General features: G+C 68.2%; 21 protein-coding genes and 1 riboswitch. Of the genes, 15 read left to right on the forward strand and 6 right to left on the reverse strand.

The window, feature by feature from the left end; translation table 11 throughout:
* The first annotated feature begins 21 nt into the window (after positions 1 to 21).
* A complete protein-coding gene (locus tag EES48_RS03420; RefSeq protein WP_122464945.1) occupies positions 22 to 2,715 on the forward strand; it encodes a TonB-dependent receptor in 2,694 nt (897 codons plus the stop codon).
* Between the two features lie 44 nt (positions 2,716 to 2,759).
* On the opposite strand, the gene bglX is transcribed toward EES48_RS03420, so the two are convergent.
* Entirely contained in the window at positions 2,760 to 5,048 is a 2,289-nt protein-coding gene (gene bglX, locus EES48_RS03425; protein WP_122464946.1) for a beta-glucosidase BglX, read from the reverse strand.
* A 161-nt stretch (positions 5,049 to 5,209) separates the two neighbouring features.
* Here bglX and EES48_RS03430 point away from each other — a divergent pair, with 161 nt between their 5' ends.
* Entirely contained in the window at positions 5,210 to 5,881 is a 672-nt protein-coding gene (locus EES48_RS03430) for a prepilin peptidase (RefSeq protein WP_122464947.1), read from the forward strand.
* 6 nt (positions 5,882 to 5,887) lie between these two features.
* Here EES48_RS03430 and EES48_RS03435 read toward each other — a convergent pair whose 3' ends face one another.
* Positions 5,888 to 6,730 (reverse strand): NAD(P)H-hydrate dehydratase, encoded by an 843-nt coding sequence (locus tag EES48_RS03435; protein WP_122464948.1) that lies wholly within the window; start codon positions 6,728 to 6,730, stop codon positions 5,888 to 5,890.
* A 164-nt stretch (positions 6,731 to 6,894) separates the two neighbouring features.
* On the opposite strand from EES48_RS03435, the gene EES48_RS03440 reads away from it, so the two are divergent.
* Both EES48_RS03440 and glnA read left to right on the forward strand, forming a co-directional pair.
* Complete coding sequence (locus tag EES48_RS03440) at positions 6,895 to 7,233, forward strand: P-II family nitrogen regulator (RefSeq protein WP_122464949.1); 339 nt, start codon at positions 6,895 to 6,897, stop codon at positions 7,231 to 7,233.
* A gap of 69 nt (positions 7,234 to 7,302) precedes the next feature.
* Positions 7,303 to 8,709, forward strand: coding sequence for a type I glutamate--ammonia ligase (gene glnA / locus EES48_RS03445; protein WP_122464950.1), 1,407 nt, complete (start codon positions 7,303 to 7,305; stop codon positions 8,707 to 8,709).
* 72 nt (positions 8,710 to 8,781) lie between these two features.
* Here glnA and EES48_RS03450 read toward each other — a convergent pair whose 3' ends face one another.
* The gene (locus tag EES48_RS03450; protein WP_122464951.1) at positions 8,782 to 9,063 is read right to left on the reverse strand and encodes a PepSY domain-containing protein; all 282 of its coding nucleotides are present in this window, start codon (positions 9,061 to 9,063) and stop codon (positions 8,782 to 8,784) included.
* 100 nt (positions 9,064 to 9,163) lie between these two features.
* Entirely contained in the window at positions 9,164 to 10,201 is a 1,038-nt protein-coding gene (locus EES48_RS03455) for an alpha/beta hydrolase (protein ID WP_122464952.1), read from the reverse strand.
* Between the two features lie 100 nt (positions 10,202 to 10,301).
* Positions 10,302 to 10,399, forward strand: a riboswitch (glycine riboswitch).
* Positions 10,400 to 10,560: 161 nt separating this feature from the next.
* On the opposite strand from EES48_RS03455, the gene gcvT reads away from it, so the two are divergent.
* From gcvT to rfbA, 10 genes are all read left to right on the forward strand, one after another.
* Positions 10,561 to 11,682 carry a glycine cleavage system aminomethyltransferase GcvT gene (gene gcvT / locus EES48_RS03460; RefSeq protein WP_122464953.1) on the forward strand — a complete coding sequence of 374 codons (1,122 nt, stop codon included), beginning with the start codon at positions 10,561 to 10,563 and terminating at the stop codon, positions 11,680 to 11,682.
* A gap of 41 nt (positions 11,683 to 11,723) precedes the next feature.
* A complete protein-coding gene (gcvH, locus tag EES48_RS03465) occupies positions 11,724 to 12,089 on the forward strand; it encodes a glycine cleavage system protein GcvH (RefSeq protein ID WP_122464954.1) in 366 nt (121 codons plus the stop codon).
* A gap of 121 nt (positions 12,090 to 12,210) precedes the next feature.
* On the forward strand, positions 12,211 to 13,551 hold the full coding sequence (gene gcvPA / locus EES48_RS03470) for an aminomethyl-transferring glycine dehydrogenase subunit GcvPA (RefSeq protein WP_122464955.1): 1,341 nt from the start codon (positions 12,211 to 12,213) through the stop codon (positions 13,549 to 13,551).
* Entirely contained in the window at positions 13,551 to 15,131 is a 1,581-nt protein-coding gene (gene gcvPB / locus EES48_RS03475) for an aminomethyl-transferring glycine dehydrogenase subunit GcvPB (protein WP_162997983.1), read from the forward strand. Before gcvPA ends, gcvPB begins: the two co-directional genes overlap by 1 nt.
* A gap of 36 nt (positions 15,132 to 15,167) precedes the next feature.
* Positions 15,168 to 15,365 (forward strand): type II toxin-antitoxin system HicB family antitoxin, encoded by a 198-nt coding sequence (locus EES48_RS03480; RefSeq protein ID WP_122464957.1) that lies wholly within the window; start codon positions 15,168 to 15,170, stop codon positions 15,363 to 15,365.
* Positions 15,362 to 15,574, forward strand: a complete 213-nt coding sequence (locus EES48_RS15235; RefSeq protein ID WP_122464958.1) for a type II toxin-antitoxin system HicA family toxin — start codon at positions 15,362 to 15,364, stop codon at positions 15,572 to 15,574. The genes EES48_RS03480 and EES48_RS15235 overlap by 4 nt, the downstream gene beginning before the upstream one ends.
* A gap of 41 nt (positions 15,575 to 15,615) precedes the next feature.
* A complete protein-coding gene (rfbC, locus tag EES48_RS03490) occupies positions 15,616 to 16,191 on the forward strand; it encodes a dTDP-4-dehydrorhamnose 3,5-epimerase (protein WP_122464959.1) in 576 nt (191 codons plus the stop codon).
* Complete coding sequence (rfbB, locus tag EES48_RS03495; protein ID WP_122465119.1) at positions 16,188 to 17,234, forward strand: dTDP-glucose 4,6-dehydratase; 1,047 nt, start codon at positions 16,188 to 16,190, stop codon at positions 17,232 to 17,234. The genes rfbC and rfbB overlap by 4 nt, the downstream gene beginning before the upstream one ends.
* Positions 17,231 to 18,109 carry a dTDP-4-dehydrorhamnose reductase gene (rfbD, locus tag EES48_RS03500; protein ID WP_240623195.1) on the forward strand — a complete coding sequence of 293 codons (879 nt, stop codon included), beginning with the start codon at positions 17,231 to 17,233 and terminating at the stop codon, positions 18,107 to 18,109. The genes rfbB and rfbD overlap by 4 nt, the downstream gene beginning before the upstream one ends.
* Positions 18,106 to 18,978: a glucose-1-phosphate thymidylyltransferase RfbA gene (rfbA, locus tag EES48_RS03505; protein WP_122464960.1), complete on the forward strand. Its 873-nt coding sequence runs from the start codon at positions 18,106 to 18,108 to the stop codon at positions 18,976 to 18,978. Before rfbD ends, rfbA begins: the two co-directional genes overlap by 4 nt.
* Here the strand turns inward: rfbA and EES48_RS03510 are convergent.
* Both EES48_RS03510 and EES48_RS03515 read right to left on the reverse strand, forming a co-directional pair.
* Positions 18,975 to 21,098: a DEAD/DEAH box helicase gene (locus EES48_RS03510; protein ID WP_122464961.1), complete on the reverse strand. Its 2,124-nt coding sequence runs from the start codon at positions 21,096 to 21,098 to the stop codon at positions 18,975 to 18,977. The two genes, rfbA and EES48_RS03510, sit on opposite strands and share 4 nt — an antisense overlap.
* Positions 21,099 to 21,214: 116 nt before the next feature.
* Positions 21,215 to 23,659 (reverse strand): hybrid sensor histidine kinase/response regulator, encoded by a 2,445-nt coding sequence (locus tag EES48_RS03515; protein WP_162997984.1) that lies wholly within the window; start codon positions 23,657 to 23,659, stop codon positions 21,215 to 21,217.
* Positions 23,660 to 24,026: 367 nt separating this feature from the next.
* On the opposite strand from EES48_RS03515, the gene EES48_RS03520 reads away from it, so the two are divergent.
* Entirely contained in the window at positions 24,027 to 25,316 is a 1,290-nt protein-coding gene (locus EES48_RS03520) for a tyrosine-type recombinase/integrase (protein WP_122464963.1), read from the forward strand.
* The last annotated feature ends 113 nt before the right edge of the window (positions 25,317 to 25,429 follow it).

A 25,429-nucleotide genomic window follows, 5' to 3' on the forward strand; every position in this document is an offset into this window, starting at 1 on the left:
TCGCGAACCGGGAGGAAGCCGATGTCCCATACTCGTTGCGCGCTGCTGGCCGGCAGCGCCCTGACCCTCGTCCTCGCCTCAAGCCCTGCAATGGCCCAGCAGGCCGCGCCGCCGGCCGCGCCCGATCGGGAGGTCGAGCAGGATGACGACCGCGACGTCACCACCCTGGACGAGGTGGTGGTCACCGTCGAACGACGTGAGCAGAGCCTTCAGAACTACGCCGGCACCGCCGTGGCGTTGTCAGGCGATGATCTGGCCAAGGTCGGGGTGCAGGACCTGACCGACCTGGAGGGCCGGGTGCCCGGTCTGTCGATCGCCAATAACCAGGGCAATATCGAGGTTTGGATCCGCGGCATCGGCTCGTCGAACAATACGGAGCTCGGCGACCCCGCGGCCGCCACCCATCTGGACGGCGTCTATCTGCCGCGCCCCAACGGCATCGGCTCGGCCTTCTTCGACATCAACCGGGTCGAGGTGAACGTGGGGCCGCAGGGCACGCTGCGCGGTCGCAACGCCACCGCCGGCACGGTCAACATCATCTCCTGGCGTCCGGGTCTGGGGGTCTATGACGCCGAGGTCGAGGCCGAGATCGGCAACTACGACCACCGCGCCCTGCGCGGCATGCTCAACATCCCGATCGGCGATCAGGCGGCGATCCGTCTCGCCGGCTACGGCATGAGCCACGACAGCTATTACGAGAATGTCGGACCGGTGCAGGGCATCGACGTCGCCGAGGCGGAGGACAACTACGCCGGCCGCGCCCAATTCCTCTACGAACCCACCGAGCGGCTTTCGATTCTGCTGGCCGCCGATTACGTCCACGAGACCGGCACCGGCTACACCGGCACCAACTACGCCCAGCCCCTGGCCAACGGCATCTCGCCCGACGACATCGACGATCCGCGCCGGGTGATCGCGCGCGGCATCACGCCAGATCTGGACACCAAGCACTGGGGCGTGCGCGCCAACCTCCTCTACGACGGCGACGCCTTCGACGTGGAGTACACCGGAAGCTACCGCGACCTGGTGTATGATTACGAGGCCACCACGCCGTTCGGTCCGTCCTACGACGGCGTCTTGGACGATCTCGCCGGCGATCGCCCGCTGGACGAGGTGCTCGACAATTTCTCCCGCTTCCAGTTCATCACCGACTCGGAAAGCACGGTCCATGAACTCCGTTTCTTCGACAATGAAGGCCCCCTGATCTGGAGCGCGGGCGGCTTCTACATGCGCGAGGACCAGTACTCGTTCCTGGCTTCGACCGGCGACCGGGGCCTGTTCTTCCAGGGCATCGAATTCAACGTGCCGGACATGGACACCCAGAGCTTCGCCTTCTACGGCGACCTGACCTACGAGGTCACCGACCGCTTCCGCTATTCCGTCGGCCTTCGATACACCAATGACGAGAAGGAGCGGCGCGGCGTGGCGGCTCGCTACGGCTTCGCCATCGGCGGAGATGGCTTCTCCTGCTGCGGCGGCGTCCGAGTGGGCACCGAGGGCTTCGAGTTCGCCGGTCGCGGCCGGACCATCTTCAACCCCGACACCAACGGTGACGGGACCATCTCCGAGCAGGAGATCCTCGACTTCTATTTCAACGGCGTGGCTCAGTTCGGCGCGCGCGACAACGTCGACGACATCTTCGCGGGCGGCCCGGTGCCGGGCGGCGCCGAGAACCGTCCCGACTGCCTAGACACCATCACCGGCGACTTCTTCGTCTGCCCGGCCGACGGCAAGTTCTCGTTCGCCGTGCCCTTCACCGGCCAGATCTTCCAGCAGGTGGGCGACATGCAGGCCGACTTCGTCGACTGGCGCCTCAGGGCCGAATACGACATCACCGACGACAACCTAGTCTATGGACTGATCGCCACGGGCAACAAGTCGGGCGGGTTCAACGACAACATCGGCAACGCCGGCGTCGCCCCGACCTACGATCCCGAGACCGTCACTCTCTTCGAGATCGGCTCCAAGAACGAATTCTGGGTCGGCGACTACCGCGCTCGCCTGAACGCCTCGCTGTTCTATAACGACTACGAGGACCAGGTTCTGACCTCTCTGCTGTCGGTGGCCCAGATCGTCGAATTCCTGGGCGGGCCTCAGAACATCCCGATCCCGCCGGACACCTCGCTGGCCCTGGTCATCAGCTATTCCTACAACGCCGCCTCGTCGCGGATTTACGGGGCCCAGATCGATGGCGGCATCGATCTGCCCTACAACTTCGGTCTGGATTTCACCGCCCTGTTTCTGGAGGCGGAGGTGGTCGAGGCCGAGCCGATCCAGGACTTCCGCTTCCAAGCCGACGTCTCACCGGCCGAGGCCATCTTCCGCTCGATCGACGGCAAACGCCTGCCACGCACCCCGGAGCTGCAACTGAACACCAGCCTCAGCCAGGCGATCCCGACATCCTTTGGCCAGGCCGACTGGGTCGTTTCCGCCGGCTACCGCTCGTCGCAGTACATGACCATCTTCAACGGCGAGGATTTCCTGTTCCCCAACGCGCCGCGCATGCGTCTGCGCGACAAGGTCGAGGGCTACTGGACCCTTGATGTCGGCGCCGGTCTGACCTTCGGTCCCGAGGATCAGTACCGGTTCGAGGTCTACGGCAACAACCTGACCGAGGCGGTCAACGAGGCGGCGATCATCATCACCGAGTTCGACAACACCCGCTTCTTCACCCGCCCGCGCACCTACGGCGCAAGGCTCCGGGTCAGCTTCTGAGGTCGCTTTCCTCCCCGTCGCGCAGCGATGGGGAGGAAAGCCGTCTACCGCTCCAGCCTGAACCGCACCGGCTCGCCCACCTCGGCAGAGGGGGCCAGCCACAGGTCGAACTCGCCCGGCTCGACGGTCCATTCCAGGTCGCGGCCCACGAACAGAAGCTGCTCGCGTCGCAGGGTGAAGCGCACGGTCTCGGTGGCGCCCGGCGCGATTTCGATCCGCTTGAAATCCTTCAGCAGCTGGCGCGGCTGGGTCATGGTGGCGACGCGGTCGCGGATATAGAGCTGCACCACCTCGGAGGCCGCGCGGCGGCCGGTGTTGGTAACCTGGACCGACACCTCCAGCGACCCGTCCCACGGCAGAACGCCGCCGCCTACGCTCGGCGCGCCATAGGTCACCGCGCCATAGGTCAGGCCATGGCCGAACGGATAGAGCGGCGCGTGTCCGACCTCGCGAAACTGGGCCTTGTACCCCTCGTCGCGCGACGAGGCGGGGCGCCCGGTGGTCTTGCGGCTGTAGTAGAAGGGCTGCTGGCCCGACAGCTGGGGAAAGCTGACCGGCAAGCGGCCGTCCGGGGCGTGGTCGCCGAATACGATGTCGGCTACCGACCGACCCATCTCCGACCCCAGGAACCAGGTGACCAGGATCGCCGGGGCGTCCCGCACCGCGCCGGACAGCTCCAACGCCCGGCCGTTCCTGAGCAGCACCACGACCGGCTTGCCCGTGGCGGCCACCGCCTCGGCCAGGGCCTGCTGGGGCGGGGGCACGACGATGTCGGCGCGGGATTGGGCCTCGGCCGACATGCCCTGGCTCTCGCCGAGGGCCAGAACCACGATGTCGGCCGCGCGGGCGGCGGCGACCGCCGCCTCGATGCCGCCGTCGAGCGCCTCTTCGACGCCCGAGCCCTCGACCACGGTCAGCAGGGACGGGTCGGTCATGGCCTCGCGGAAACCCTGTTCGACCGACACACGCTTGGACTCGTCGCCCCAGATCGTCCAGGGGCCGAAAACATCCAGGCTGGGGCCGAACGGGCCGATCAGGGCGATGCGTTTGCCCGACTTGGGCAGGGGCAGCAGACCGCCGTCGTTCTTGAGCATCACCACAGAGCGGCGCCCGGCCTCGCGCGCCAGGGCGTAGTGTTCGGCCGTGCCGACCTCGCGACGTTCGCGCTCCACGCTGGTCCCGCGATAGGGATCGTCGAACAGTCCGAGCGCCGCCTTGACCGACAGCACGCGGCGCACCGCCCGGTCCACAACCGCCATCGGCACGTCGCCCGAGGCGACCAGGTCGGGGATGTGTTCCAGATACAGGCCCGACACCATGCTCATGTCGACCCCGGCCAGCAGGGCGATGCGCGCCGCGTCGCGGCCGTCAGCGGCGAAGCCGTGGGCGATCAGCTCCTGCTCGGAGGTGTAGTCCGAGACCACGAAGCCCTCGAAGCCCCACTCGCCGCGCAGCAGCTCGGTCAGCAGCCATTCGTTGCCGGTGGCGGGAATGCCGTTGATGTCGTTGAAGGCGCTCATCGTCGACAGGGCGCCGGCCTCGAACGCGGCCTTGAAGGGCGGCAGATAGACCTCCTTCAGCTGGGCCTCGGACATGTCGACGGTGTTGTAGTCCAGCCCCGCCTCGGCCGCGCCATAGGCGGCGATGTGCTTGGGCGTGGCCAGCAGCGCCTGCGGGTCGGCCAGACCGCGCTCGCCCTGGAAACCGCGCGTGCGGGCCACCGACATCAGATTGTTCAGCAGCACGTCCTCGCCCGCGCCCTCGACGACGCGGCCCCAGCGCTGGTCGCGGCCGACATCGACCATGGGGGCGTAGGTCTGGTGGATGGCCGAGGCCGCGCCCTCGACCGCCGCCGCCCGGGCGGTGCGATAGGCCAGGTCGGTGTCCCAGCTGGACGCCTCGGCCAGGGGCACGGGGAAGACGGTGAACAGGCCGTGGATGATGTCGGCGGCGAACAGCAGCGGAATCTTCAGGCGCGATTCCTCGACCGCGATACGCTGGATCTCGCGGCCGGTCTCGGCCCCGACGCCGTTGAATAGGTTGCCGATGCGCCCGGCCCGGATCTCGGCGGCGACCCGCGCGGGATCACCCTCGCCGTCGGTCGGATTGACGCTCTGCGGGCGGAAACGGAAGGGGTCGTTCAGCAGGTTCAGCTGGCCGGCCTTCTCCTCGATCGTCATGGCCGCGATCAGCTGCTCGATGCGGGCCGCGTGGGGCAGCGCCTGCCCCCAGGCGATCCGGGGCGCGGCGACCACGGCGGCGCCCCCGAACAGGGCGGTAGCCAGCAGGCGGCGGCGCGTGGCGCCGAGCGGCGGGGTGGCGTCGTGGGGCATGGAAGGCGTCTCCGGCTGTCGTCCTGACGGCGATCTTGGGCTCAGTGAAACCGATTACACAGGGGCGGGGGTCGGGGCGACCCGGCGAATGGTCACGCTCGGTTTCTGCGCCGCCGACCGACGGTCGAGACAAGCGGCACGCTTCCGCCTAAGCAATCAAGATGCCCCTGACGCTGTGGAGCCTGATCGCCGTCGCCCTGGCCCTGCCGGTCGGGCTGACGCTGGCGTGGCTGTCGTACCAACTGCCGCGCTGGATTCCCGGCGAAGATCCGCCGCCGGAGGAAACCACGACCCGGCGCCGCGGCCGCTGGCTGGGATTGCCGCTGGCCTGCCTCGGCGTGGCGTTATGGGCTGCCGCGCACCACGACGGCGAGGGAGCGGCCTTGCTAACGGCCGCGCTGGGATGGGCGCTGGTCCTCATCGCCACCGTCGACGGCGAGCATTTCTGGCTGCCCGACGGCTTCACCCTGCCGCTGATCGGGGCGGGACTGCTGGCCGCCTGGCTGACGGCGCCACAGGAGCTCGTCGCGCGGCTGATCGGGGCCGTCGCTGGCTTCGTCACCCTCGCTGTCCTGGCTTGGGCCTACCGGCGGGGCAGGGGACGCGAGGGTCTGGGCGGCGGCGATCCGCGCCTGTTCGCGGGGGCCGGCGCCTGGGTCGGCTGGCTGGGCCTGCCCAGCGTCCTGGTCTGGGCCTCCGCGGCCGCCTTTAGCGTCATCGCCGCCCGCCTGATCGTCCGGCGCAAGGTCAGCGGCGCGGACCGCCTGCCGTTCGGAGTGTTTCTGGCCGTGGGCTTGTGGCTGACCTGGCTGTATGGCCCGCTCGGAATTTAGGCCGGTTTAGCCCCTCAGCGCCCGCAACCGGGCAGGCAAAGCGTCCGGCAGATCCTCGGCGATCAATCCCGGTCCCACGGCCGCCGCCGCCTCAGCATGTAGCCATGCCGCCGCCGAGGCGGCGTCGAAACTGTCCATGCGCTGGGCCAGCAGTCCGCCGATCATGCCGGCCAGCACATCGCCGGTCCCGGCCGTCGCCAGCCAGGGTGATCCGTTCGGATTGAGACGCAGCCGTCCGTCCGGCGCCGCGATCAGGGTCTCGTGGCCTTTCAGAATCACCACGCAGCCGGCGCGCCTGGCCGCCTCGCGCGCCGCCGCCTCGCGCCCTTGATCCAGCAGGCCGGGGAACAGCCGCTCGAATTCGCCCTCATGCGGGGTCAGCACGTCGTCACGGTCGATCAGGTCGAAAAGCGCCTCGGGCCGGCCCTTGAACACGCTCAGCGCGTCGGCGTCGACGACCAGGGCCGCGCCGGTGGTCTGGAGCGCCTCCAGATTGGCCACCGTCGCCTCGTCCAGACCGGCGGCCGGGCCGATCACGACGGCGTCCAGCGAATCGGCCAGATCGGCCAGCTGATCCGGCGAATGGAACGGGTCCAACATGACCGCTTCCAGTGTCGGGGCCAGAATCGGCGCGGCGTCCCGTGGCGCCAGCACCCGAACGAGACCAGCTCCGACCCTCAGGCCCGCCCGCGCCGCCAGTCGCGCGGCGCCGGTCCTGAACGGCCCGCCCGAAACGACGCCCAGCCGCCCGCGAGCATGTTTGTGGCTGTCCGCGCGAGGCCACGGAAAGCCCGCGCGCCACAGGTCCGGATGATTGGTCTCGGCTTCGACAGGAATGTCACGGCTCATGGGGGAATCTGGTCACACTCCGTGTCCGGAGGCAAAACGCTCTTGCCTTATGCTGCGATGCACGATGGGATGCTCGCCCGAACCCCCTGGCCACGCTAGAGTGTCGCCGATACCGGCGCGCCGCGCCGTGGCCTCGCTTCCGGGGCGCCGTTTCGGGACCGCCGATGAAGAAGATCGAAGCCGTCATCAAACCCTTCAAGCTCGATGAGGTGAAGGAGGCGCTGCAGGACATCGGCGTCCAGGGCATGACCGTGCTGGAGGCCAAGGGTTATGGCCGGCAGAAAGGCCATTCCGAGCTCTATCGCGGGGCCGAGTACGTCATCGACTTCCTGCCCAAGATCAAGATCGAGGTGGTGGTGTCCGACGACATGGCCCCCGGCGTGGTCGAGGCCATCCAGACCGCCGCCCGCACCGGCAAGATCGGCGACGGCAAGATCTTCGTCTCGACCATCGACGAAGTGATCCGCCTCCGCACCGGAGAAACCGGCCCCCAGGCCATCTGACCGACACCCCGGCCGCCCGATCCAGGCGGCCGGTTTTCTTTTCCGCCTCCCCGACCAGGAAAGCCCAGAATGAGCGCCAAGAAGATCCTCGCCGAGATCAAGGACAAGGACGTCCGCTACGTCGATCTCCGCTTCACCGACACGCGCGGCAGGATGCAGCACGTCACCTTCGACATCAGCCAGATCGACGAGGACTTCCTGGAGGAGGGGACCATGTTCGACGGCTCCTCCATCGCCGGCTGGAAGGCCATCAATGAAAGCGACATGCTGCTGAAGCCGGACCTCAGCACCGCCTATGTCGATCCCTTCTACCAGCAGACGACGCTGTTCCTGTTCTGCGATGTGCTGAACCCCGACACGGGCGAGCCCTACAACCGCGACAGCCGCTCCATGGCCAAGAAGGCCCTGGCCTATGTCGAAAGCGCGGGCGTCGGCGACACCGTCTATTTTGGGCCCGAGGCGGAGTTCTTCGTGTTCGACGACGTGCGCTGGTCCACCGCCGCGCACGAGACCGGCTATGCCTTCGACTCGATCGAGCTGCCGGCCAACACCGGCTCGGAGTATGCCGAGGGCAACATGGGTCACCGCCCGGGCGCCAAGGGCGGCTATTTCCCGGTCAATCCGGTCGACTCCGGCCAGGACCTGCGCGGCGAGATGCTCAGCGTCATGTCCGACCTCGGTCTGGAGCCCGAGAAGCACCACCACGAAGTGGCGCCGGCCCAGCACGAGCTGGGGCTGAAGTTCTCGGACTTGCTGACGATGGCCGACCGGCTGCAGCTCTATAAGTACGTGATCCACAACGTGGCGGCGGCCTACGGCAAGTCAGCGACCTTCATGGCCAAGCCCATGTTCGCCGACAACGGCTCGGGCATGCACGTGCACATGTCGATCTGGAAGGACGGCAAGCCGCAGTTCGCGGGCGACAAGTACGCCGGCCTGTCGGAACAGTGCCTGTGGTACATCGGCGGCATCATCAAGCACGCCAAGGCCATCAACGCCTTCGCCAACTCGACCACCAACTCCTACAAGCGCCTGGTGCCCGGCTACGAGGCGCCGGTGAAGCTGGCCTATTCGGCGCGCAACCGCTCGGCCTCGATCCGCATCCCGTGGGTGTCGTCGCCCAAGGCCAAGCGTATCGAGGCGCGCTTCCCCGATCCGATGGGCAATCCCTACCTGACCTTCGTGGCGCTGCTGATGGCCGGCCTGGACGGCATCGAGAACCGCATCGATCCGGGCGCCGCCGCCGACAAGAACCTCTATGACCTGCCGCCGCAGGAGCGCGGATCGATCCCCGAGGTCTGCGGCTCGCTGCGCGAGGCCCTGGAGAATCTCGACAAGGACCGGGCCTTCCTCAAGAAGGGCGGCGTCATGGATGATGACTTCATCGACAGCTACATCGCGCTGAAGATGGAGGAGGTGATGCGTCTGCAACTGCATCCCCATCCGGTCGAGTTCGACATGTACTACAGCTGCTGATCGGCCAGCGCTGGACAGAACAAGGGCCGGACGAGCGATCGTCCGGCCCCTTTCATTTCGATTTGATCGGACCTAGGCGCCCCGGTTCCAGCGATCCGGATCGCAGCGGTCGTCATCCCGGTCGATATCCCGGACACGCCCGCTGCGGTCGATCTCGATCTCGATTTCGAAATTGTCGGCGGTGCAGCCTTCGATCTCCCAGCCGTAGTCTTCGGTATCGACGTCCGTAACCCGAGCTATGCCGTTTTCGCGCGCGATTTCGACGGCCCGATCCATCCCGATATCGGCAGGCTGGGCAAAGGACGCTGCGGCAAGCGAGGCGGCGAGGGCGAAAGAGGTGATCATGATCGGCATCCTGAAGTTCGAGACGCCATTTTAACGACCAGCGGTCGCCGGCGTTGCGGGCGGGACGACATGACGCAGCCCGTGAGGCTGACGGGCTGCGTCACACACGTCAGATCGGCAGGATAGCCGTTCCAAACGCACGTTTCAGTTCGTGCGCGGCGAAGGTCTGGGCGGCCATGGCGTCGGGGACGGCCAGGGCCATGCCGAAGAACTCATGCGTCGAGCCGTGCCAGGTCTTGTGGCGGACATCGACGCCGGCGGCCTCCAGCTTGTCGATCAGCTTTTCACCCTCGGTGCGCAGTGGGTCGATCTCGGCCAGGATGACGGTGGTCGAGGGCAGGCCCGACACGTTCGCGGCGCCCACCACATTGACGCGCGGGTCCTCGGTTTCGGACTCGTCGTTGAAGGTGTGTTTCACGAACCATTCGATCATCGCCTTGTTCAGCGGCTTGGCCTGGGCGTTCTCGACATAGCTCTCGTTGTCCAGGTCGTTGCCGACCAGCGGATAGACCAGCACCTGGTGCACGGGGGCGGGCAGGCCCTGATCGCGCGCGGCGATGGAGACATTGATGGCCAGGTTGCCGCCGGCGCTCTCGCCCATCACCGCCACCTTCTGCGGGTCGCCGCCGAAGGTCTGGGCATTCTCCAGCACCCACTTGTAGGCGGCCACGGCGTCTTCATGGGCGGCGGGGAACTTGTTCTCGGGTGCCTGGCGATAGTGGACCGACACCACGATGCAGTCGGCCATCTTGGCCGTGCCGCGCGGGCCGCCGTCGTAGACGTCCAGATCGGCGATGACGAAGCCGCCGCCGTGGAAATAGACGACCACGGGGCTCAGCTTGCCGTCGTCCTTGTCCTGCTGCGTGCCGTAGAGGCGCGCCTGCAGCGGACCGCCGGGACCGGGAATGGTGAAGTCGCGCGTGGCGACGCCAAGGTCGTCGTTCGGATCGCGGCCCTGCTCGCTCAGCAGCTTTTTGACAGCGTCCGTCGGCGTCGGCTGGCGGCGGGCCTCTTCGGGGCTCAGGGTCTCGATCGGCTTGGCGCCGAGCTCGGTCTGCTTGTCGAGGACCTTTTGCATCTGGCCGTCGGCCTTGGCCGGCGAGGTCTTGGGATCATCGTTTCCGAGGATTTTGTCGAGAATAGACATGGAGTTGTATCCTGTTGTCGGGGAGGCGACAGAACAACCGCCCAAACCCGGTCCTGTTCCTCCCTTGCTTGACTTCCGGCCGGAGTCGTTCACAGGGTCCGGCGCTCTCGCGGGAGAGATCGGGGCCGTTTCGGCGGGCTCGGAGCCGAAGGCGCAACCGCCCCGGAAACGCTCAGGCAAAAGGACCGCGCGGGCTGAGGATCGCTGGAAAGTCGCCCTGCCAGTCTGACTGGAATGCGGGCGCGCCGACGGAGCAAGGCCCGGCCATAGTGTCGGCGCCGGAATCTCTCAGGCTTCCCAGACAGCGGGGGCGCGACCACGGCGGAGCTTCCGCCTCCCGACGCGACCCCGAGATTTCCATGGCCGACGCTGCGAACACCGACCTCAAGACCACGCCCCTAAACGCCGCGCACCGCGCGCTGGGCGCGCGAATGGTCGGCTTCGGCGGCTATGACATGCCGGTGCAGTACGAGGGGGTGCTGGCCGAACACCGCTGGACGCGCGAGCACGCCGGTCTGTTCGACGTCAGCCACATGGGCCAGGCGCGGATCACGGGCGAGGACGCCGCCGTCCAGTTCGAACGCTTCGTCTCCAACGATTTCCAGGGCCTCAAGGCGGGCCGCCAGAAGTATGGCCTGCTACTCAACGAGCAGGGCGGCGTCATCGACGATCTGATGGCCGGCCGCCCCGACCACGACGGGCTCTATGTCGTCGTGAACGCCGGCAACAAGGACAAGGACTTCGCCTTGCTGGAGGCCGGGCTTGAAGGCGACGCGCGGCTGATCCGTTTCGACGACCGGGCGCTGCTGGCCATCCAGGGACCGGAGGCGGCCGAGGTCATGGCGGCGCACGAGCCGGTGCTGGCCGAGATGGGCTTCATGGACAGCGCCCGGCTGATGCTCTTCGGCGCCGACTGTTTCGTCTCCCGCTCGGGCTACACCGGCGAGGACGGCTATGAGATCTCGGTCCCGGCGGATCAGGCCGAGCGGATCTGGAACACCCTGCTGCAGGACGCCCGGGTCAAGCCGATCGGTCTGGGCGCGCGTGACAGCCTGCGTCTGGAAGCCGGCTTGCCGTTGCACGGCCATGACATCGACGAGACCACCTCTCCGGTCGAGGCCGGGCTGATGTTCGGCCTGCCCAAAGCCCGCCGCGAGCGCGGCGATTTCCCCGGCGCCGACCGCATCCTCAAGGAGCTGGCCGACGGGCCGGCGCGCAAGAAGGTCGGGCTGATCGTCAAGGAAGGCGCCCCGGCCCGCGAGGGCGCCGAGATCGCCGACGCGGACGGAACCGTCATCGGCCGGGTCACCTCGGGCGGCCCGTCGCCGACCCTGGGCCGGAACATCGCCCTGGGCTTCGTGCCGCCGTCGCATGCCGAGCTCGGGACCGAATTGACCGTCATCGTGCGTGGCCGTCCCGCCGCCGCCGAGGTGGTCGCCACGCCCTTCGTGCCGTCCAAATACTACCGCAAACCCGCCTGACACCCGTTTCGAACCCAGACTTCCGAGCCGAGAGAGCCGCCATGAAATTCACCAAGGATCACGAATGGGTCCGCCTCGAAGGCGACATCGCCGTCGTGGGCATCACCAAACACGCCGCCGACCAACTGGGCGACGTGGTCTTCGTCGAAACCCCCGAGGCCGGAAAGTCGGTCAACAGGGGCGACAGCTTCGCCGTGGTCGAGAGCGTCAAGGCGGCGTCCGACGTCTATGCCCCGGTCTCCGGTGAGGTGGTTGAGGGCAATGACGCCTTGGCCGGCGGTCCCGAGACGGTCAACGCCGACCCCGAGGGCGACGGCTGGTTCGCCAAGATCAAGGTCGCCGACCCCGCCGAGGTCGAGGCCCTGATGGATCGCGCGACCTACGACCAGTACGTCAGCACGCTGTAAACCCGCGACTGGCTCCGTCTCCCCGGCGAAGGCCGGGGCCCAGAGCCGCGCGCGCCAGAGCCTGACGACAACACCCTTTCACTCCTGGACCCCGGCCTTCGCCGGGGAGACGGCCAAATCGATGCGCTACCTCCCCCTGACGCCCGACGACCGCACGGCCATGCTAGCCGCCATCGGGGCCAAGTCGGTCGACGACCTGTTCGTGGACGTGCCCGAGGCGGCGCGCAGAGACGGCGTCGTCGACCTGCCCCGCGTGATGGGCGAGCTCGAGGTCGAGCGCGCCCTGAAGCGCATGGCCGGCAAGAACACCGTGGCCGGGGACGTCCCCTTCTTCTGCGGCGCCGGCGCCTATCGCCACCATGTGCCGGCGACCGTGGATCACATCATCCAGCGCTCGGAATTCCTGACCAGCTATACGCCGTATCAGCCCGAGATCGCCCAGGGCACGCTCCAGTACCTCTACGAATTCCAGACCCAGGTCGCGAACCTAACTGGTATGCCCGTGGCCAACGCCTCGCTCTATGACGGCTCGACCGCCATGGCCGAGGGCGTCCTGATGGCCACGCGGGTGACGCGCCGGAACAAGGCGGTGATCTCGGGCGGGGTGCACCCGCACTATGTCGCCGCCACCGAGACCGTGGTCCACGCCATGGGCGTCGAGACTCAGGTCTTGGCCCCCGCCGTCGATGGCGAAGCCGAGGTCATCGGCCAGATCGGACCGGACACGGCCTGTGTGGTGGTGCAGACGCCGAACATCTTCGGCACCGCCACGGACGTCTCCAAGATCGCCGAGGCGGCGCAGGCGGCCGGCGCGCTGCTGATCGTCGTCGTCACCGAGGCGGCGTCGATGGGCCTGCTGAAATCGCCGGGCGAGATGGGGGCCGATATCGTCGCGGCCGAGGGCCAGTCGATCGGCAATGCGCTGAACTTCGGCGGCCCCTACGTCGGGCTGTTCGCCACCCGCGACAAGCTGGTGCGCCAGACGCCCGGTCGCTACTGTGGTGAGACGGTGGACGCCGAGGGGCGGCGCGGCTTCGTCCTGACCCTGTCGACCCGCGAGCAGCACATCCGTCGCGACAAGGCGACCTCGAACATCTGCACCAACTCCGGTCTCTGCACCCTGGCCTTCTCGGTGCATATGAGCCTGCTGGGCGAGACCGGCCTGCGCCGCCTGGCCCTGCTGAACCACGAAAAGGCCGTGGCCACGCGCGACGCCGTGGCGGCCGTGCCGGGGGTCGAGGTGCTGACCCCGCGCTTCTTCAACGAGTTCGCGGTGCGCCTGCCCAGTGACGCGACCGAGGTGGTTGATCAACTGGCCGAGCGCGGCATCCTCGCCGGCGTGCCCTATGGCCGGTTGAACCCGGGCGCCGGCATGGAAGACGTGCTGCTGATCGCCGCGACCGAGACCACCACCGACGACGACATTTCGGCCCTCAAGTCCGCCCTCGCGGAGGTCCTGTGATGAGCACCATGAACACCGTCGGTCGTCCGACCACCCCGAACGCCGTCTCCGAGAAGCCCGCCACCCTGACCGGGGCGCGCGGACTGCTGCAGGACGAGGCGCTGATCTTCGAAAGCGACGGCTGGGGCAAGACGGGCGTCGATCTGCCTGAGCCGAAGACGGACGGCGGCGATCTGGGCGATCTGGTCCGCGCCGATCCGATCGGCCTGCCGGGGCTCAGCGAGCCCGAGGCCATGCGCCACTATGTGCGTCTGAGCCAGAAGAACCACGCCATCGACCTGGCCGTCTATCCGCTGGGCTCGTGCACCATGAAGCACAACCCGCGCCTGAACGAGAAGATGGCGCGCCTGCCGGGCTTTTCCGACATCCATCCGCTGCAGCCGCAATCGACGGTGCAGGGCGCGCTGGAGTTGATGGACAGCCTGTCCCACTGGCTGACGACCCTCACGGGCATGCCGGCTGTGGCCCTGTCGCCCAAGGCCGGCGCCCACGGCGAGCTGTGCGGCCTGATGGCCATCCGCGCCGCCCACCGCGCCGCCGGCCACGGCCTGCGCTCGGACAATCCGCGCAACAAGGTGCTGGTCCCGACCAGCGCCCACGGCACCAACCCCGCCACCGCCGCCTTTGTCGGCTATCAGGTGGTCGAGGTGAAACAGACAGACGACGGCCGCGTCGACGTGGCTGATCTGGCGTCCAAGCTGGGCGACGACGTGGCCGCCATCATGGTCACCAACCCCAACACCTGCGGCCTGTTCGAGCGCGACATCCTGGAGATCAGCCGCCTGACCCACGAGGCGGGGGCCTATTTCTACTGCGACGGCGCCAATTTCAACGCGATCGTCGGGCGGGTCCGCCCCGGCGACCTCGGCGTCGACGCCATGCACATCAACCTGCACAAGACCTTCTCCACGCCCCACGGCGGCGGCGGTCCGGGCGCGGGTCCGGTGGTGCTGTCCGAGGCCCTGGCGCCCTTCGCCCCGGCCCCCTGGGTCGTCGGCGGCAAGGACGGCTTCAGGCTGATCGAGCGAGAGGAGGGCGACGCGGCCCAGGCTTTCGGCCGCCTGTGCGCCTTCCAGGGCCAGATGGGCATGTATGTGCGCGCGCTCAGCTACATGATGAGCCACGGCTCGGACGGCCTGCGCCAGGTCGCCGAGGACGCGGTGCTGAACGCCAACTACATCAAGGCCCGGCTGTCGGACGTGATGAGCGCCGCCTTCCCCAACGGCCCCTGCATGCACGAGGCTCTGTTCGACGATACGTGGCTGAAGGGCACGGATGTGACCACGCTCGATTTCGCCAAGGCGATGATCGACGAGGGCTTCCACCCCATGACCATGTATTTCCCGCTGGTGGTCCACGGCGCGATGCTGATCGAGCCGACCGAGACGGAATCCAAGGCCGAGCTGGACCGGTTCATCGCCGCCATGCGCGCCCTGGCCGGCGCCGCGAAAGCCGGCGACGTCGACCGCTTCAAGGGCGCGCCCTTCCACGCCCCCATGCGCCGCCTGGACGAGACCCGCGCCGCCCGCTCGCCGGTCCTCCGCTGGACCGCGCCGGAGGGGACCAACCGGGCGGCGTGACTCGACATTTCGGCGACGGCGACCGATCTTCAGCAGATGAAGATCGAGGTGGACCAGGAAGACGACGGCCGCTGGATCGCGGAGATCGTGGAACTGCCGGGCGTTCTAGCCTATGGCGCCACGCAGGCTGAGGCAGTCGCCAAGGTCGAAGCGCTGGCGTTGCGGGTCATCGCCGAACGGCTCGACAATGGTGAACGCGCGCCGGAACTCACGGCCCTGTTTCAGGCCGCGTGAGCACCTGGCCATCCGTAAAGGCGCGACGCTTGCTGGCCGCGCTTGAGCGGATTGGCTGGACGGAGAAGCGACGCTCGGGATCACATCGGACCTTGACCCGGCAGGGCTGGCCGGATGTCGTTTTCGCTTTCCACGACGGCGATGAGGTCGGACCGCGCATGCTGGCGCGGATCGCGCGATCAACCGGCCTGACTCCGGGCGACCTCTGACAGCCTAGCCACCTGCTCGAGGCTCCCCTAAGCAGGGCCGTATGGATATCGAGGCCCTGTCCCTTTCAGGCGTGATGCGGCTGAAGCCCGCGCGGCATGGCGACGCGCGCGGATGGTTCAGCGAGACCTGGTCGGCGCGATCGCTGGAGAGCGCGGGCATCACGACGACCTTCGTCCAGGACAATGTCTCCTATTCCGCCGCCGTCGGCACGGTGCGCGGACTGCATTATCAGGCGCCGCCCAGCGCCCAGGCCAAGCTGGTCATGGTCCTGAACGGCGCCATCCGCGACGCCGTTGTGGATGTGCGCGTCGGCTCGCCGACCTACGGGCGCTGGCTGGCGGTCGACCTGACGGCCGAGGGCGGTGAGCAACTGCTGGTCCCCGAGGGTTACCTGCACGGCTTCGTCACAACCCAGCCGGACACCCGCGTGCTCTACAAGGTGTCGGCGCCCTACGACCCAGCGGCTGACGGGGCCGTGCGTTGGGACGACCCGGACCTCGGCATCGATTGGGGGATCGACCCGGCCACGGCCGTGGTCTCGGCCAAGGACGCGGCGGCGCCGGCCTTCCGCGATTGGACCTCGCCGTTCAAGATCCGGGCATGGAGCGACGCATGAAGCTCCTGATCACCGGCGGCGCCGGCTTCATCGGATCGGCCGTGGTGCGCCGCGCGCTGGATCGCGGCCTGTCGGTCGTGACCCTGGACGCCCTGACCTATTCCGGCAGTCTGGAGAACCTGGCCGAGGTCAGGGATCAACTCGGCCACGCCTTCGAACACGCCGACATCAGCGACGCCCCGGCCGTCGCGGCGATCCTGGACAAACACCAGCCCGACGCCATCCTAAACCTGGCCGCCGAGAGCCATGTCGACCGCTCCATCGACGGCCCCCTGGCCTTCATGCACACCAATGTCACCGGCACGGCCGTGATGCTGGAGGCCGCGCGCCGCTATTGGCAGGCCCTGCCCGGCGACCGCGCCGAGCGCTTCCGCTTCCAGCACATCTCCACCGACGAGGTGTTCGGCTCGCTGGAGCCGGGCGATCCCGCCTTCGACGAGAACAGCCGTTACCAGCCCAACTCCCCGTATGCGGCGTCCAAGGCCGGCTCGGACATGCTGGTTCGGGCCTGGCGCGAGACCCACGGCCTGCCGACCCTGCTGACCAACTGCTCCAACAACTACGGCCCGCGCCAGCATCCCGAAAAGCTGATCCCGACGGTGATCCTGAACGCCGCCGCCGGGCGCCCCATCCCCGTCTATGGCCAGGGAACCAACATCCGCGACTGGCTGCACGTCGACGACCACGCCGAGGCTCTGCTGACGGTGCTGGAGCGGGGCCGGGTCGGCCAGACCTATGGCGTCGGCGGCGCGGCGGAGCGGACCAATATCGACCTGGTGCGCCTGATCTGCGCAGAGCTGGATCGTCTCCGCCCGGATGGCGCGCCGCACGACCGCCTGATCGAATTCGTCACCGACCGCCCGGGCCACGACCGCCGCTACGCCATCGATATCACGAAGATAGACCGCGATCTGGGCTGGCGTCCGGCCACGACGCTGGAGGACGGCATCGCCGCCACCGTGGCCTGGTATCTCGACAACCCCGCCTGGGTCGACAGCTGGCGGGCCCGCGGCTTTGGCGGCGACCGGCTGGGGCTGGGGTGACCCTGCGCATTCTTCAGTTCGGCGCCGGCGGCCAGCTGGCCCGCGCCCTGATCCGGGCGGCGGACGGGCGCGACATCGCCCTGACCGTACGTGGCTCGGACGAGGTCGACATCGGCGACCCCGCCGCCCTGGCCGAGGCGCTGTCGGACGTCGGAACCCACGATCTGGTGCTGAACGCCGCCGCCTTTACCGCCGTGGACCGGGCCGAGAGCGAGCCGGACCGCGCCCGCGCCATCAACGCCTCCGCCCCGCGCCAGATGGCCGGCGCCTGCGCCCGCGCGGACGTGCCCCTGGTCCATGTCTCCACCGACTATGTGTTCGACGGCTCCGGCGAGGAGGCGTGGCGCGAGGACGATCCGACCGGCCCGCTCAATGTCTACGGCCGCACCAAGCTGGAGGGGGAGGGGGCCATCTGGCGCACCACCGACCGGGCGGCGGTGATCCGCACCTCCTGGGTGGTGTCTGAACGGCCGGGCAATTTCCTGACCACCATGCTGAGGGTGGGCGCCGAGCGCGACACCTTGCGTGTGGTCGCCGATCAGCACGGCCGCCCGACCCTGGCCGACGACCTCGCTCGCTTCCTGCTGGACGCCGCGCCCCGCTGGGCCGAGGGCGACGCCGAAGCCTACGGGACCTTCCACTTCGCCAACGCCGGGGCAACGACCTGGGCGGGATTGGCCGAGGCGGCTCTGGCCGAAGCCGGGATCGCGACGCCGGTCGAATCGATCACGACCGCCGACTGGCCCACCCCGGCGCGGCGCCCCTTCAACTCGGTGCTGGACACGGGCAAGGTCGAGCGGACCTTCGGCGTCACGCCCCGACCGTGGCGCGAGGCCGTGGCCGAAACGGTCGGACGGATCAGGGAGCGGGCATGAGCGACAGGCGCGGCATCATTCTGGCGGGCGGGGCGGGGACGCGACTGCACCCCTTGACCCTGGCCGTGTCGAAACAGCTGCTGCCCGTCTACGACAAGCCGATGATCTACTATCCCCTGTCGGTGCTGATGCTGGCCGGGATCCGCGAGGTCATGGTCATCACCACCCCGGACGACCAGGCGGCCTTCCAGCGCCTGCTCGGCGACGGCTCGCGCCTGGGGATGAAGATCGTCTGGCAGGTCCAGGAACGCCCCGACGGCCTGGCCCAGGCCTTCATCCTGGGCGAGGACTTCATCGACGGCCGGCCCAGCGCGCTCGTGCTGGGCGACAACCTGTTCTACGGCGGCGGTTTCACCGGCATGCTGCAGCGCGCCGACGCCCGCGCCGAGGGGGCCACCGTGTTCGGCTATCCGGTCGCCGACGCCCGTCGCTACGGCGTGGTCGAACTCGGCCCCGACGGTCGCGCCGTCGGCCTGGAGGAAAAGCCGGCCCAGCCGCGGTCGAACCTGGCGGTCACGGGCCTGTATTTCGTCGACGGCACGGCTTCGGAGAAGGCGCGCGCTCTCAAGCCCTCGCCGCGCGGCGAGCTGGAGATCACCGACCTCAACCGTCTCTATATGCAGGAGGGGTCGCTGCACGTCGAACAGCTGGGCCGGGGCTTCGCCTGGCTCGACACCGGCACTCACGACAGCCTGATCCAGGCCGGCGAGTTCGTCCGCACCCTCGAGCACCGCCAGGGCCTGCGCATCGGCTGTGTCGAGGAGATCGCCTTCACCGCCGGCTGGATCGACGCCGAAGAACTGAAGGCGTCGGCCGATCGGATGGGCGGCGGCTATGCGGACTATCTGCGCGGGCTGGCGGAGGTTTAGCCTCTCGGAGTTTTCTTCTTGAACGGCTTGCCAGGCTTGGCCGCGTGCGGTTTGCCGCGTGCATCCTTGGGAGCCCAGGGGCGGTCGCCGCCCTTGGGCTTGCCCTTCCACGGCTTGTCACCCGCCGAGGGCGCCGGCGAGGCGTCCGACGGCGGCGTCCAGTCGGGTTTGGCGCCCGGCTTGCCGGCATAGGGCTTCTTCACCCAAGGCTTCTTGCCCGGCGGTGTGGCGTCCGCCTCGGTCCGTTTGACCCAGGGCTTCTTGCCGCCTGCGGGTGCGGTGTCGGTCGAGGGAGCGTCGCGCTTCACCCAGGGCTTCTTGTCCCCCGTCGCGGCCTCACTCGGCGCATCACGCTTCACCCAAGGTTTCTTGCCGGCGTCGGGCCGGTCCTCGCGCGGCTTCCAGGCGGGCTTGTCGGCGTTGTCGCGCGAGGGGCGCGGCTTGCCGGCGTTGGCGCGCGGCGGCTTGTCCCAGCGCGGCGCGGGTTTTTCCTTTGGCCCCGGCGCCACGGTGGTTTCGATGGTGATCCCATCTTCCAGCCCCCCGGCGATGGCGGCGTTGAACTTGGCCTCGGCCTCGCGGGTGATCTCGAACTTGGTGTCGCGGTCGAAGATGCGGATCGTGCCGATGTCGCGCTTGGTCACATGGCCGAGGCGACAGATCATCGGCATCAGCCACTTGGGATCGGCGTTCTTCTCGCGGCCGATATTGATGCGGAACCAGGCCATGTCCCCGCCGCGCGCGAAGTCGGTGAAGGGCACGTCGGCTTGGCCCTTGTCGTTGCGGCCGGTCTGCTGCTGACGCTTCATCCGCTCGTCGTCATAGACGTCCTCGGGCGGCGGCAGCTTCTGGCGATACAGGCGGATCAGGGCGGCGGCCACTTGCTCGGCGGACGACTTCTCCAAGAGCGCCCGGCCCAGCTCCAGGCTCTCCTCGTCGGCCGGCGCGGTCAGGACCGGATCGGTCAGCATGCGCTGGCGGTCCTTGGCGCGGATCTCCTCGGCCGAGGGAGGCCCCGACCACTCGGCCTGGATCGAGGCCGACTGGAGCATCAGCTCGACCTTGCGGCGGCGCGTATAGCTGACCAGCAGAACCGACACGCCCTTCTTGCCGGCGCGTCCGGTGCGGCCCGAGCGGTGCAGCAGGCCGGCCTTGTTCACCGGGATCTCGGCATGGACCACCAGGCCCAGATCCGGCAGATCCAGGCCGCGCGCCGCCACGTCGGTGGCCACGCACACGCGCGCATGACCGTCGCGCAGCGCCTGGAGCGCCTCGGACCGCTGGCCTTGCGTCAGTTCGCCCGACAGGCCGACCACGGAAAAGCCGCGCTCGCGCAGCGAGGCGGTCAGGTGCTTCACCCGCTCGCGCGTATTGGCGAACACCAGCGCGCCCGGCGCCTCGAAATAGCGCAGCACGTTGACGACCGCGTGCTCGACCTCATTGGGGGCCACGCGGATGGCCTTGTACTCGATGTCGCCGTGCGGCGCGTTCGACGCCGTCGTGTCGATCCGCACGGCGTCGCGCTGATAGGTCTTGGCCAGCTGCACGATGTCGCGCGCCAGGGTGGCGGAGAATAGCAGCGTCCGCCGCTCGGCCGGGGCGGCGTCCAGCAGGAAGGTCAGGTCCTCCTGAAAGCCCATGTCGAGCATCTCGTCGGCCTCGTCGAGCACCACGGCCTGCAGCTGCGACAGATCTAGCCCGCCACGCTCCACATGGTCGCGCAGACGTCCCGGCGTGCCGACCACGATATGGGCCCCGCGCTCCAGGGCCCGGCGCTCGGCGCGGGGGTCCATGCCGCCGACGGTGGCGACCACGCGGGCGCCGGCGGCGGCGTAGAGCCAGGTCAGCTCGCTGGCCACCTGCAACGCCAGCTCCCGCGTGGGGGCGATAACCAGGGCCTGGGGCGCGGCGGCCTGGTCGAACCGCTCGGCCTCGCCAAGCAGGGTCGGCGCCAGGGCCAAGCCGAACGCCACCGTCTTGCCCGAGCCGGTCTGGGCCGAGACCAGCAGGTCGCGGCCCTGCTCGGCCTCGAGAACAGCGGCCTGAACCGGCGTCGGTTCGGCATAGCCGCGGTCGGACAGGGCGCGGTCGAGCGCGGGATGGCTGGCGGGGAAGGGCATGGGGCGGTCCGGAATAAGAGAGAGGCGTTCAGCGCGCGGGATGTCGGCGCGGGAAGCGGCGGACGGCGGGCCTATGGATTGGGATCACGGCGAAATGGTGGAGAGGGCGGCCCGGGTCAAGCCGCCTGGCGATCACCGACGCCTCCCAAAGCCTCCGTCATGGCGTTGAACAGGGCCGCCAGGGTGATCGGCTTGGCCAGATGGCCGTCGGCGCCGGCCGCCCGTCCCTGGGCGACGTGTTCGGCCATGGCGTTGGCCGTCAGCATCAGGATCGCGGTGCGTTCGCGCGCGTGAGCAACCTCGAAAGACCGAATTTCGCGGGTGGCCGACACACCGTCCAGCACGGGCATCTGCATGTCCATCAGGATCAGGTCGAAGGACTCCTGTTGGAACCGCTCGACCGCCTCGCGCCCATTCTCCACGGTGACAAGCTCCATGGCGGTCGCCGCCAGCATGATCTCGATCACCTTGCGGTTGGCCGGATGGTCGTCGGCCAGAAGTACACGCAGGGGCAGGGCGGCGATTTCGGCGCCCGCGCTCAGGGACGCGCACGGCGTCTTGGGCGCGGCGGCGGCGGGCAGGGCGATCTCGAAGCCGAAGGCGGCGCCTTCGCCCGGCGCGCTCTCGCACACGAGGTCGCCGCCCATGATCTCGACCAGCGCGGTCGAGATGGCCAACCCCAGACCTGTGCCTCCGAACCGGCGGGTGATCGACCCGTCCGCCTGCTGGAAGCGCTTGAAGATGCGCGCGCGTTGAGCCTCGTCGAAGCCGATGCCGGTGTCGCGCACCGTGAACCCGACGCGCCCGTCTTCCGCGACGCTCACCGCCAGGGTCACGACGCCCGCGTCGGTGAACTTGACGGCGTTGGACACCAAATTGGTCAGCACCTGACGCAGCCTGACCGCGTCGCCATCGACCCAGCGCGGCAGGTCGGGTCCATAGTCCAGCGCCAGGGCAACGCCCTTGTCCTCCGCCTTGGCGCGCCACAGCAGGGCGATGTCATTGACCGTGTGTTTCAGGTCGAAGGGCGCGGTCTCCAGCGTGACCTGCCCGGCTTCGATCTTGGCGCTGTCCAGGATGTCGGTCAGCAGCCGCTCCAGAGTCTCGCCCGACGACCGGATCAGATTGGTCATCTGACGGGCCTGGGGGTCCAGATCATGGCGCGACAGGGCGTCGGCCATGGACACCACCCCGTTCAACGGCGTGCGGATTTCGTGGCTCATATTGGCCAGGAACTCGGACTTGGCGCGGTTGGCCGCCTCAGCCCGGGCCTGGGCCGCCTTCAGCCGCCGACCCTGACGCAACTGCCACGCAAGTCCGCCCGCGATCGAGGCGAGGAAGACGACGCCGACCACGATCACGAGCCACTGAAGGCGGGCCTTGTCGCGAGCATCCTCCAGCTGGGTCCGACGGTCCTCCAGCAGTTGCTGCATGTCGCCCGTGACCTGATGGACACCCGCGGCGAAGGCGCGCGCGTCAGCCACACGCTGCTGCTGCATATGGGCATCCAGCAGGGCGAAGGCCTCATCCGAGCGCCCCTCGGCGAACAGGATCGCCGCGTCCACTTCGGCCGCCCGAGAGCCGTCGCCCGCCGCCGCCTCCAACGTGCGCAGCCGCGCCAGGTCTCGCCTTGCGCCCGCGATATCGCCGGTGCGGGCGCGCGCCAGAGCGCGGGCCGGGATGACGTCCAGCGCCAGAAACGCCGCGTCGCCCAAATCTTCTCCATAGCCGCTCAGGCATTCCAGCACCTGCGCCGACCTCTTCCCGGCGTCGGCGACCTGAGCGCACAGGCCGGCGTCATAGATGGCCAATGTCGGCAAATCGGAGCTGCCGGCGACCCGGTGGTGCGCCGCCGCATAGGCGCGGGCGCGATCCAGATCGCCGACCCGGATCGCCATCTTGGCCAGATTATAGAGGCTGTCGAAGTCCGGGCGCGGATAGCCCGGATTGGAATAGTCGATCTCGAACTTGCGGAAGGCGGCGGTCGCCCCTTCCATGTCGTCGATGGCCTTCAACGCCATACCGACGACCTCCCAGACACCGCCCCGCGCCGTATCGGCGAACGGCGCGTTCTCGGGAATGTCGGCCTGGGCCCGCGTCAACAGGCCCAGGCCATCTCCGATCCGACCCTGATCGATCAGGTTCAGCGCCGCCAGCCGCGCCGCGTGCGCCCGCACGAACCAGTCGCGCCCTTGCTCGGCATAGCGCGCCATCTCCGCCGCCACGGCGACCTCGCCCTGGTCGTAGCGAATGGTCAGGGCGTTCAGTCGGGCGATGTCCTCATAGCGAGGATCATTCTGAATCCGGGCCGCCAGGGCCAACCTCCGGTTCCACCCCTCGGCGCGCTCAAACTCGCCCTGGTTCAGGATCGTCCAGGTGACGTGATAGACGCGGTTCAGGCCTTCGCGGTCCGAGCGCAGCAGCGCCGCCTCACCGAATGCCTCCAGCTCGGCGAAACTGGTCGCCGCCGCGCGCTGCTCCACGAATCGGGCCAGCGCCCCGCCATCGGCGCCGGAGGGCGCGGCCTGAGCCTGGGCATGGACCCCGGCCGCACTGATCATGATGACAGCCAGCCAGACAGCGACCCAAAGACTGCATCGACGAACCATGAACCCGGCGCTTCCCCCCCACGGCCGAGCATCTCAGCCGAAAGAGGTTGAGCAACCTTTAGTGCAGCGGAGAGGAGATGGTGGATGCGACAGGGATTGAACCTGTGACCCCCTCGGTGTGAACCTTCAAGGTACCCTTTTTCCGGTTATTACACCTGTTCCCTCCAGTGAGCTTTAATCAATAAATTCATCATGATGGGTTGATCTGAAACCACTTTAGGTTTTCACTGCTGTGCGCCGAGTTCTGCGTCGACTGCCCCACTACTGCCCCACTAAACGGGCGAAGAGTCGTCGGTTCGGCTACGGCAATGAGGCAGCGATGGCGTCCGTCAAAATCTCCACCGATCGACAGGTCGCGGCGCTCAAACCCGGCGCGAAACCTTATGAAGTCACCGTGGAAAAGAGCCGCGGCCTTTGTGTTCGTGTGTTTCCCACAGGGATCAAGAAGTTTGAATATCGCTATGTGGCGGGAAGCGGCGCGCGAAGACGCCATCGACTAGGGCAGTACCCTGGGCTGTCGCTCTCGGAAGCGAAAGCGACGGTTGCGGCGCTGTCCGTGGGCGTCGTGAATGGCGAAGACCCGGCAGAGGATCGCGCACGAGAGCGGGAACGGGCCAGAACCGGCGATACGCTTTCGGAACTGGCCGAAACCTACTGGAAAGCCTCTGAGAAGGGACTGCACGGGGGTAGACGCAGGCCCAAGCGGCCGATTTCGATCGCCAACGAACGTGGTCTGTGGCGCAAGCACGTGGCGCCCACCCTGGGAGCCAGGCGGTTCGAGGAGCTTCGCCGGGCCGACATAAAGGCGTTTATGCGGGCGCTTGCCACGGAGAGCGGACTCGCTCCGGCAAGCCTCGCGTCGGTCGGCACCGTCATTCAGGGCGTTCTGGGCTTTGCGGTGGACGAGGAGCGACTGGAGGCGAATCCGGCCGTGGGACTTGCCCGGCCACTGGCGCTTAAGGCCCGTGAGCGGCTGTTCAGCGACCATGCTCTCGCGGTGATCTGGCGAGCGGCGATGATTGCCTCCACGCCCCGCCCAGACGGTGAACCTTCGGAGGACATCCATGCTCGCATGGCGCCGGAGACGGGTCTGGCGATACGCCTGCTGATGCTGAGCCTTACGCGTCGCTCCGAGGTCGTCGGCGCGCGATGGCGCGAGTTCGACCTGAAGGCCGGCCAATGGACCATCCCCAGCGACCGTGCGAAGGCCAACCACATCCACGTGGTCCCGCTCGTTCCCGAAGTGCTGGAGGTGCTGTCTCTGGCGAAGCGTCTGCATCCTCACGGCGACTGCGTATTCCCGGCCGCCAAAGGTGACGGCGAACACCTCGAGCCGCGGGCCGTCACACGCGCCTTCGCCCGAATTTGCCGGCGGCATAATCTCGGAGCCGGCTCACCTCATGATGTGAAGCGTTCGGGCGCGACCACCCTCGTCGGCCGTCTCGGTGTCGGGCGGCTGGTGGTGGGGATGCTGCTCGGCCACACAGCGCGAGAAGGGGCGGCCGTGACCAGCGTTTATGATCGACACACCTACATGCCCGAGAAACGACACGCGCTCGAACTGTGGGCGCGCCATCTCCAGGCGCTCGAGCCCGATGAACAGCCTTGATACGCCGTGCGTCGCACCGAAGCCGTGCGGCGCGATCGAACGAAAATGCGTGCGACTCGGGGCGATCAATGTCAGCAACTGACGCAAACGTCTCAACGGATCCGCGCCAGGCG

Source organism: Brevundimonas lutea, from assembly GCF_003704105.1.
Classification (GTDB): Bacteria; Pseudomonadota; Alphaproteobacteria; order Caulobacterales; family Caulobacteraceae; genus Brevundimonas; species Brevundimonas lutea.

Coding starts and splice junctions, on each gene's coding strand:
- rfbB (WP_122465119.1), top strand. CDS start 16,188: ATGAAGCTCCTGATCACCGGCGGCGCCGGCTTCATCGGATCGGCCGTG.
- EES48_RS03480 (WP_122464957.1), top strand. CDS start 15,168: ATGAAGATCGAGGTGGACCAGGAAGACGACGGCCGCTGGATCGCGGAG.
- glnA (WP_122464950.1), top strand. CDS start 7,303: ATGAGCGCCAAGAAGATCCTCGCCGAGATCAAGGACAAGGACGTCCGC.
- rfbC (WP_122464959.1), top strand. CDS start 15,616: ATGGATATCGAGGCCCTGTCCCTTTCAGGCGTGATGCGGCTGAAGCCC.
- gcvH (WP_122464954.1), top strand. CDS start 11,724: ATGAAATTCACCAAGGATCACGAATGGGTCCGCCTCGAAGGCGACATC.
- EES48_RS03420 (WP_122464945.1), top strand. CDS start 22: ATGTCCCATACTCGTTGCGCGCTGCTGGCCGGCAGCGCCCTGACCCTC.
- EES48_RS03450 (WP_122464951.1), bottom strand. CDS start 9,063: ATGCCGATCATGATCACCTCTTTCGCCCTCGCCGCCTCGCTTGCCGCA.
- rfbA (WP_122464960.1), top strand. CDS start 18,106: ATGAGCGACAGGCGCGGCATCATTCTGGCGGGCGGGGCGGGGACGCGA.
- EES48_RS03440 (WP_122464949.1), top strand. CDS start 6,895: ATGAAGAAGATCGAAGCCGTCATCAAACCCTTCAAGCTCGATGAGGTG.
- EES48_RS03515 (WP_162997984.1), bottom strand. CDS start 23,659: ATGATCAGTGCGGCCGGGGTCCATGCCCAGGCTCAGGCCGCGCCCTCC.
- EES48_RS03455 (WP_122464952.1), bottom strand. CDS start 10,201: ATGTCTATTCTCGACAAAATCCTCGGAAACGATGATCCCAAGACCTCG.
- EES48_RS03520 (WP_122464963.1), top strand. CDS start 24,027: ATGGCGTCCGTCAAAATCTCCACCGATCGACAGGTCGCGGCGCTCAAA.
- EES48_RS03430 (WP_122464947.1), top strand. CDS start 5,210: ATGCCCCTGACGCTGTGGAGCCTGATCGCCGTCGCCCTGGCCCTGCCG.
- EES48_RS03435 (WP_122464948.1), bottom strand. CDS start 6,730: ATGAGCCGTGACATTCCTGTCGAAGCCGAGACCAATCATCCGGACCTG.
- gcvPA (WP_122464955.1), top strand. CDS start 12,211: ATGCGCTACCTCCCCCTGACGCCCGACGACCGCACGGCCATGCTAGCC.
- EES48_RS03510 (WP_122464961.1), bottom strand. CDS start 21,098: ATGCCCTTCCCCGCCAGCCATCCCGCGCTCGACCGCGCCCTGTCCGAC.
- gcvPB (WP_162997983.1), top strand. CDS start 13,551: ATGAGCACCATGAACACCGTCGGTCGTCCGACCACCCCGAACGCCGTC.
- bglX (WP_122464946.1), bottom strand. CDS start 5,048: ATGCCCCACGACGCCACCCCGCCGCTCGGCGCCACGCGCCGCCGCCTG.
- gcvT (WP_122464953.1), top strand. CDS start 10,561: ATGGCCGACGCTGCGAACACCGACCTCAAGACCACGCCCCTAAACGCC.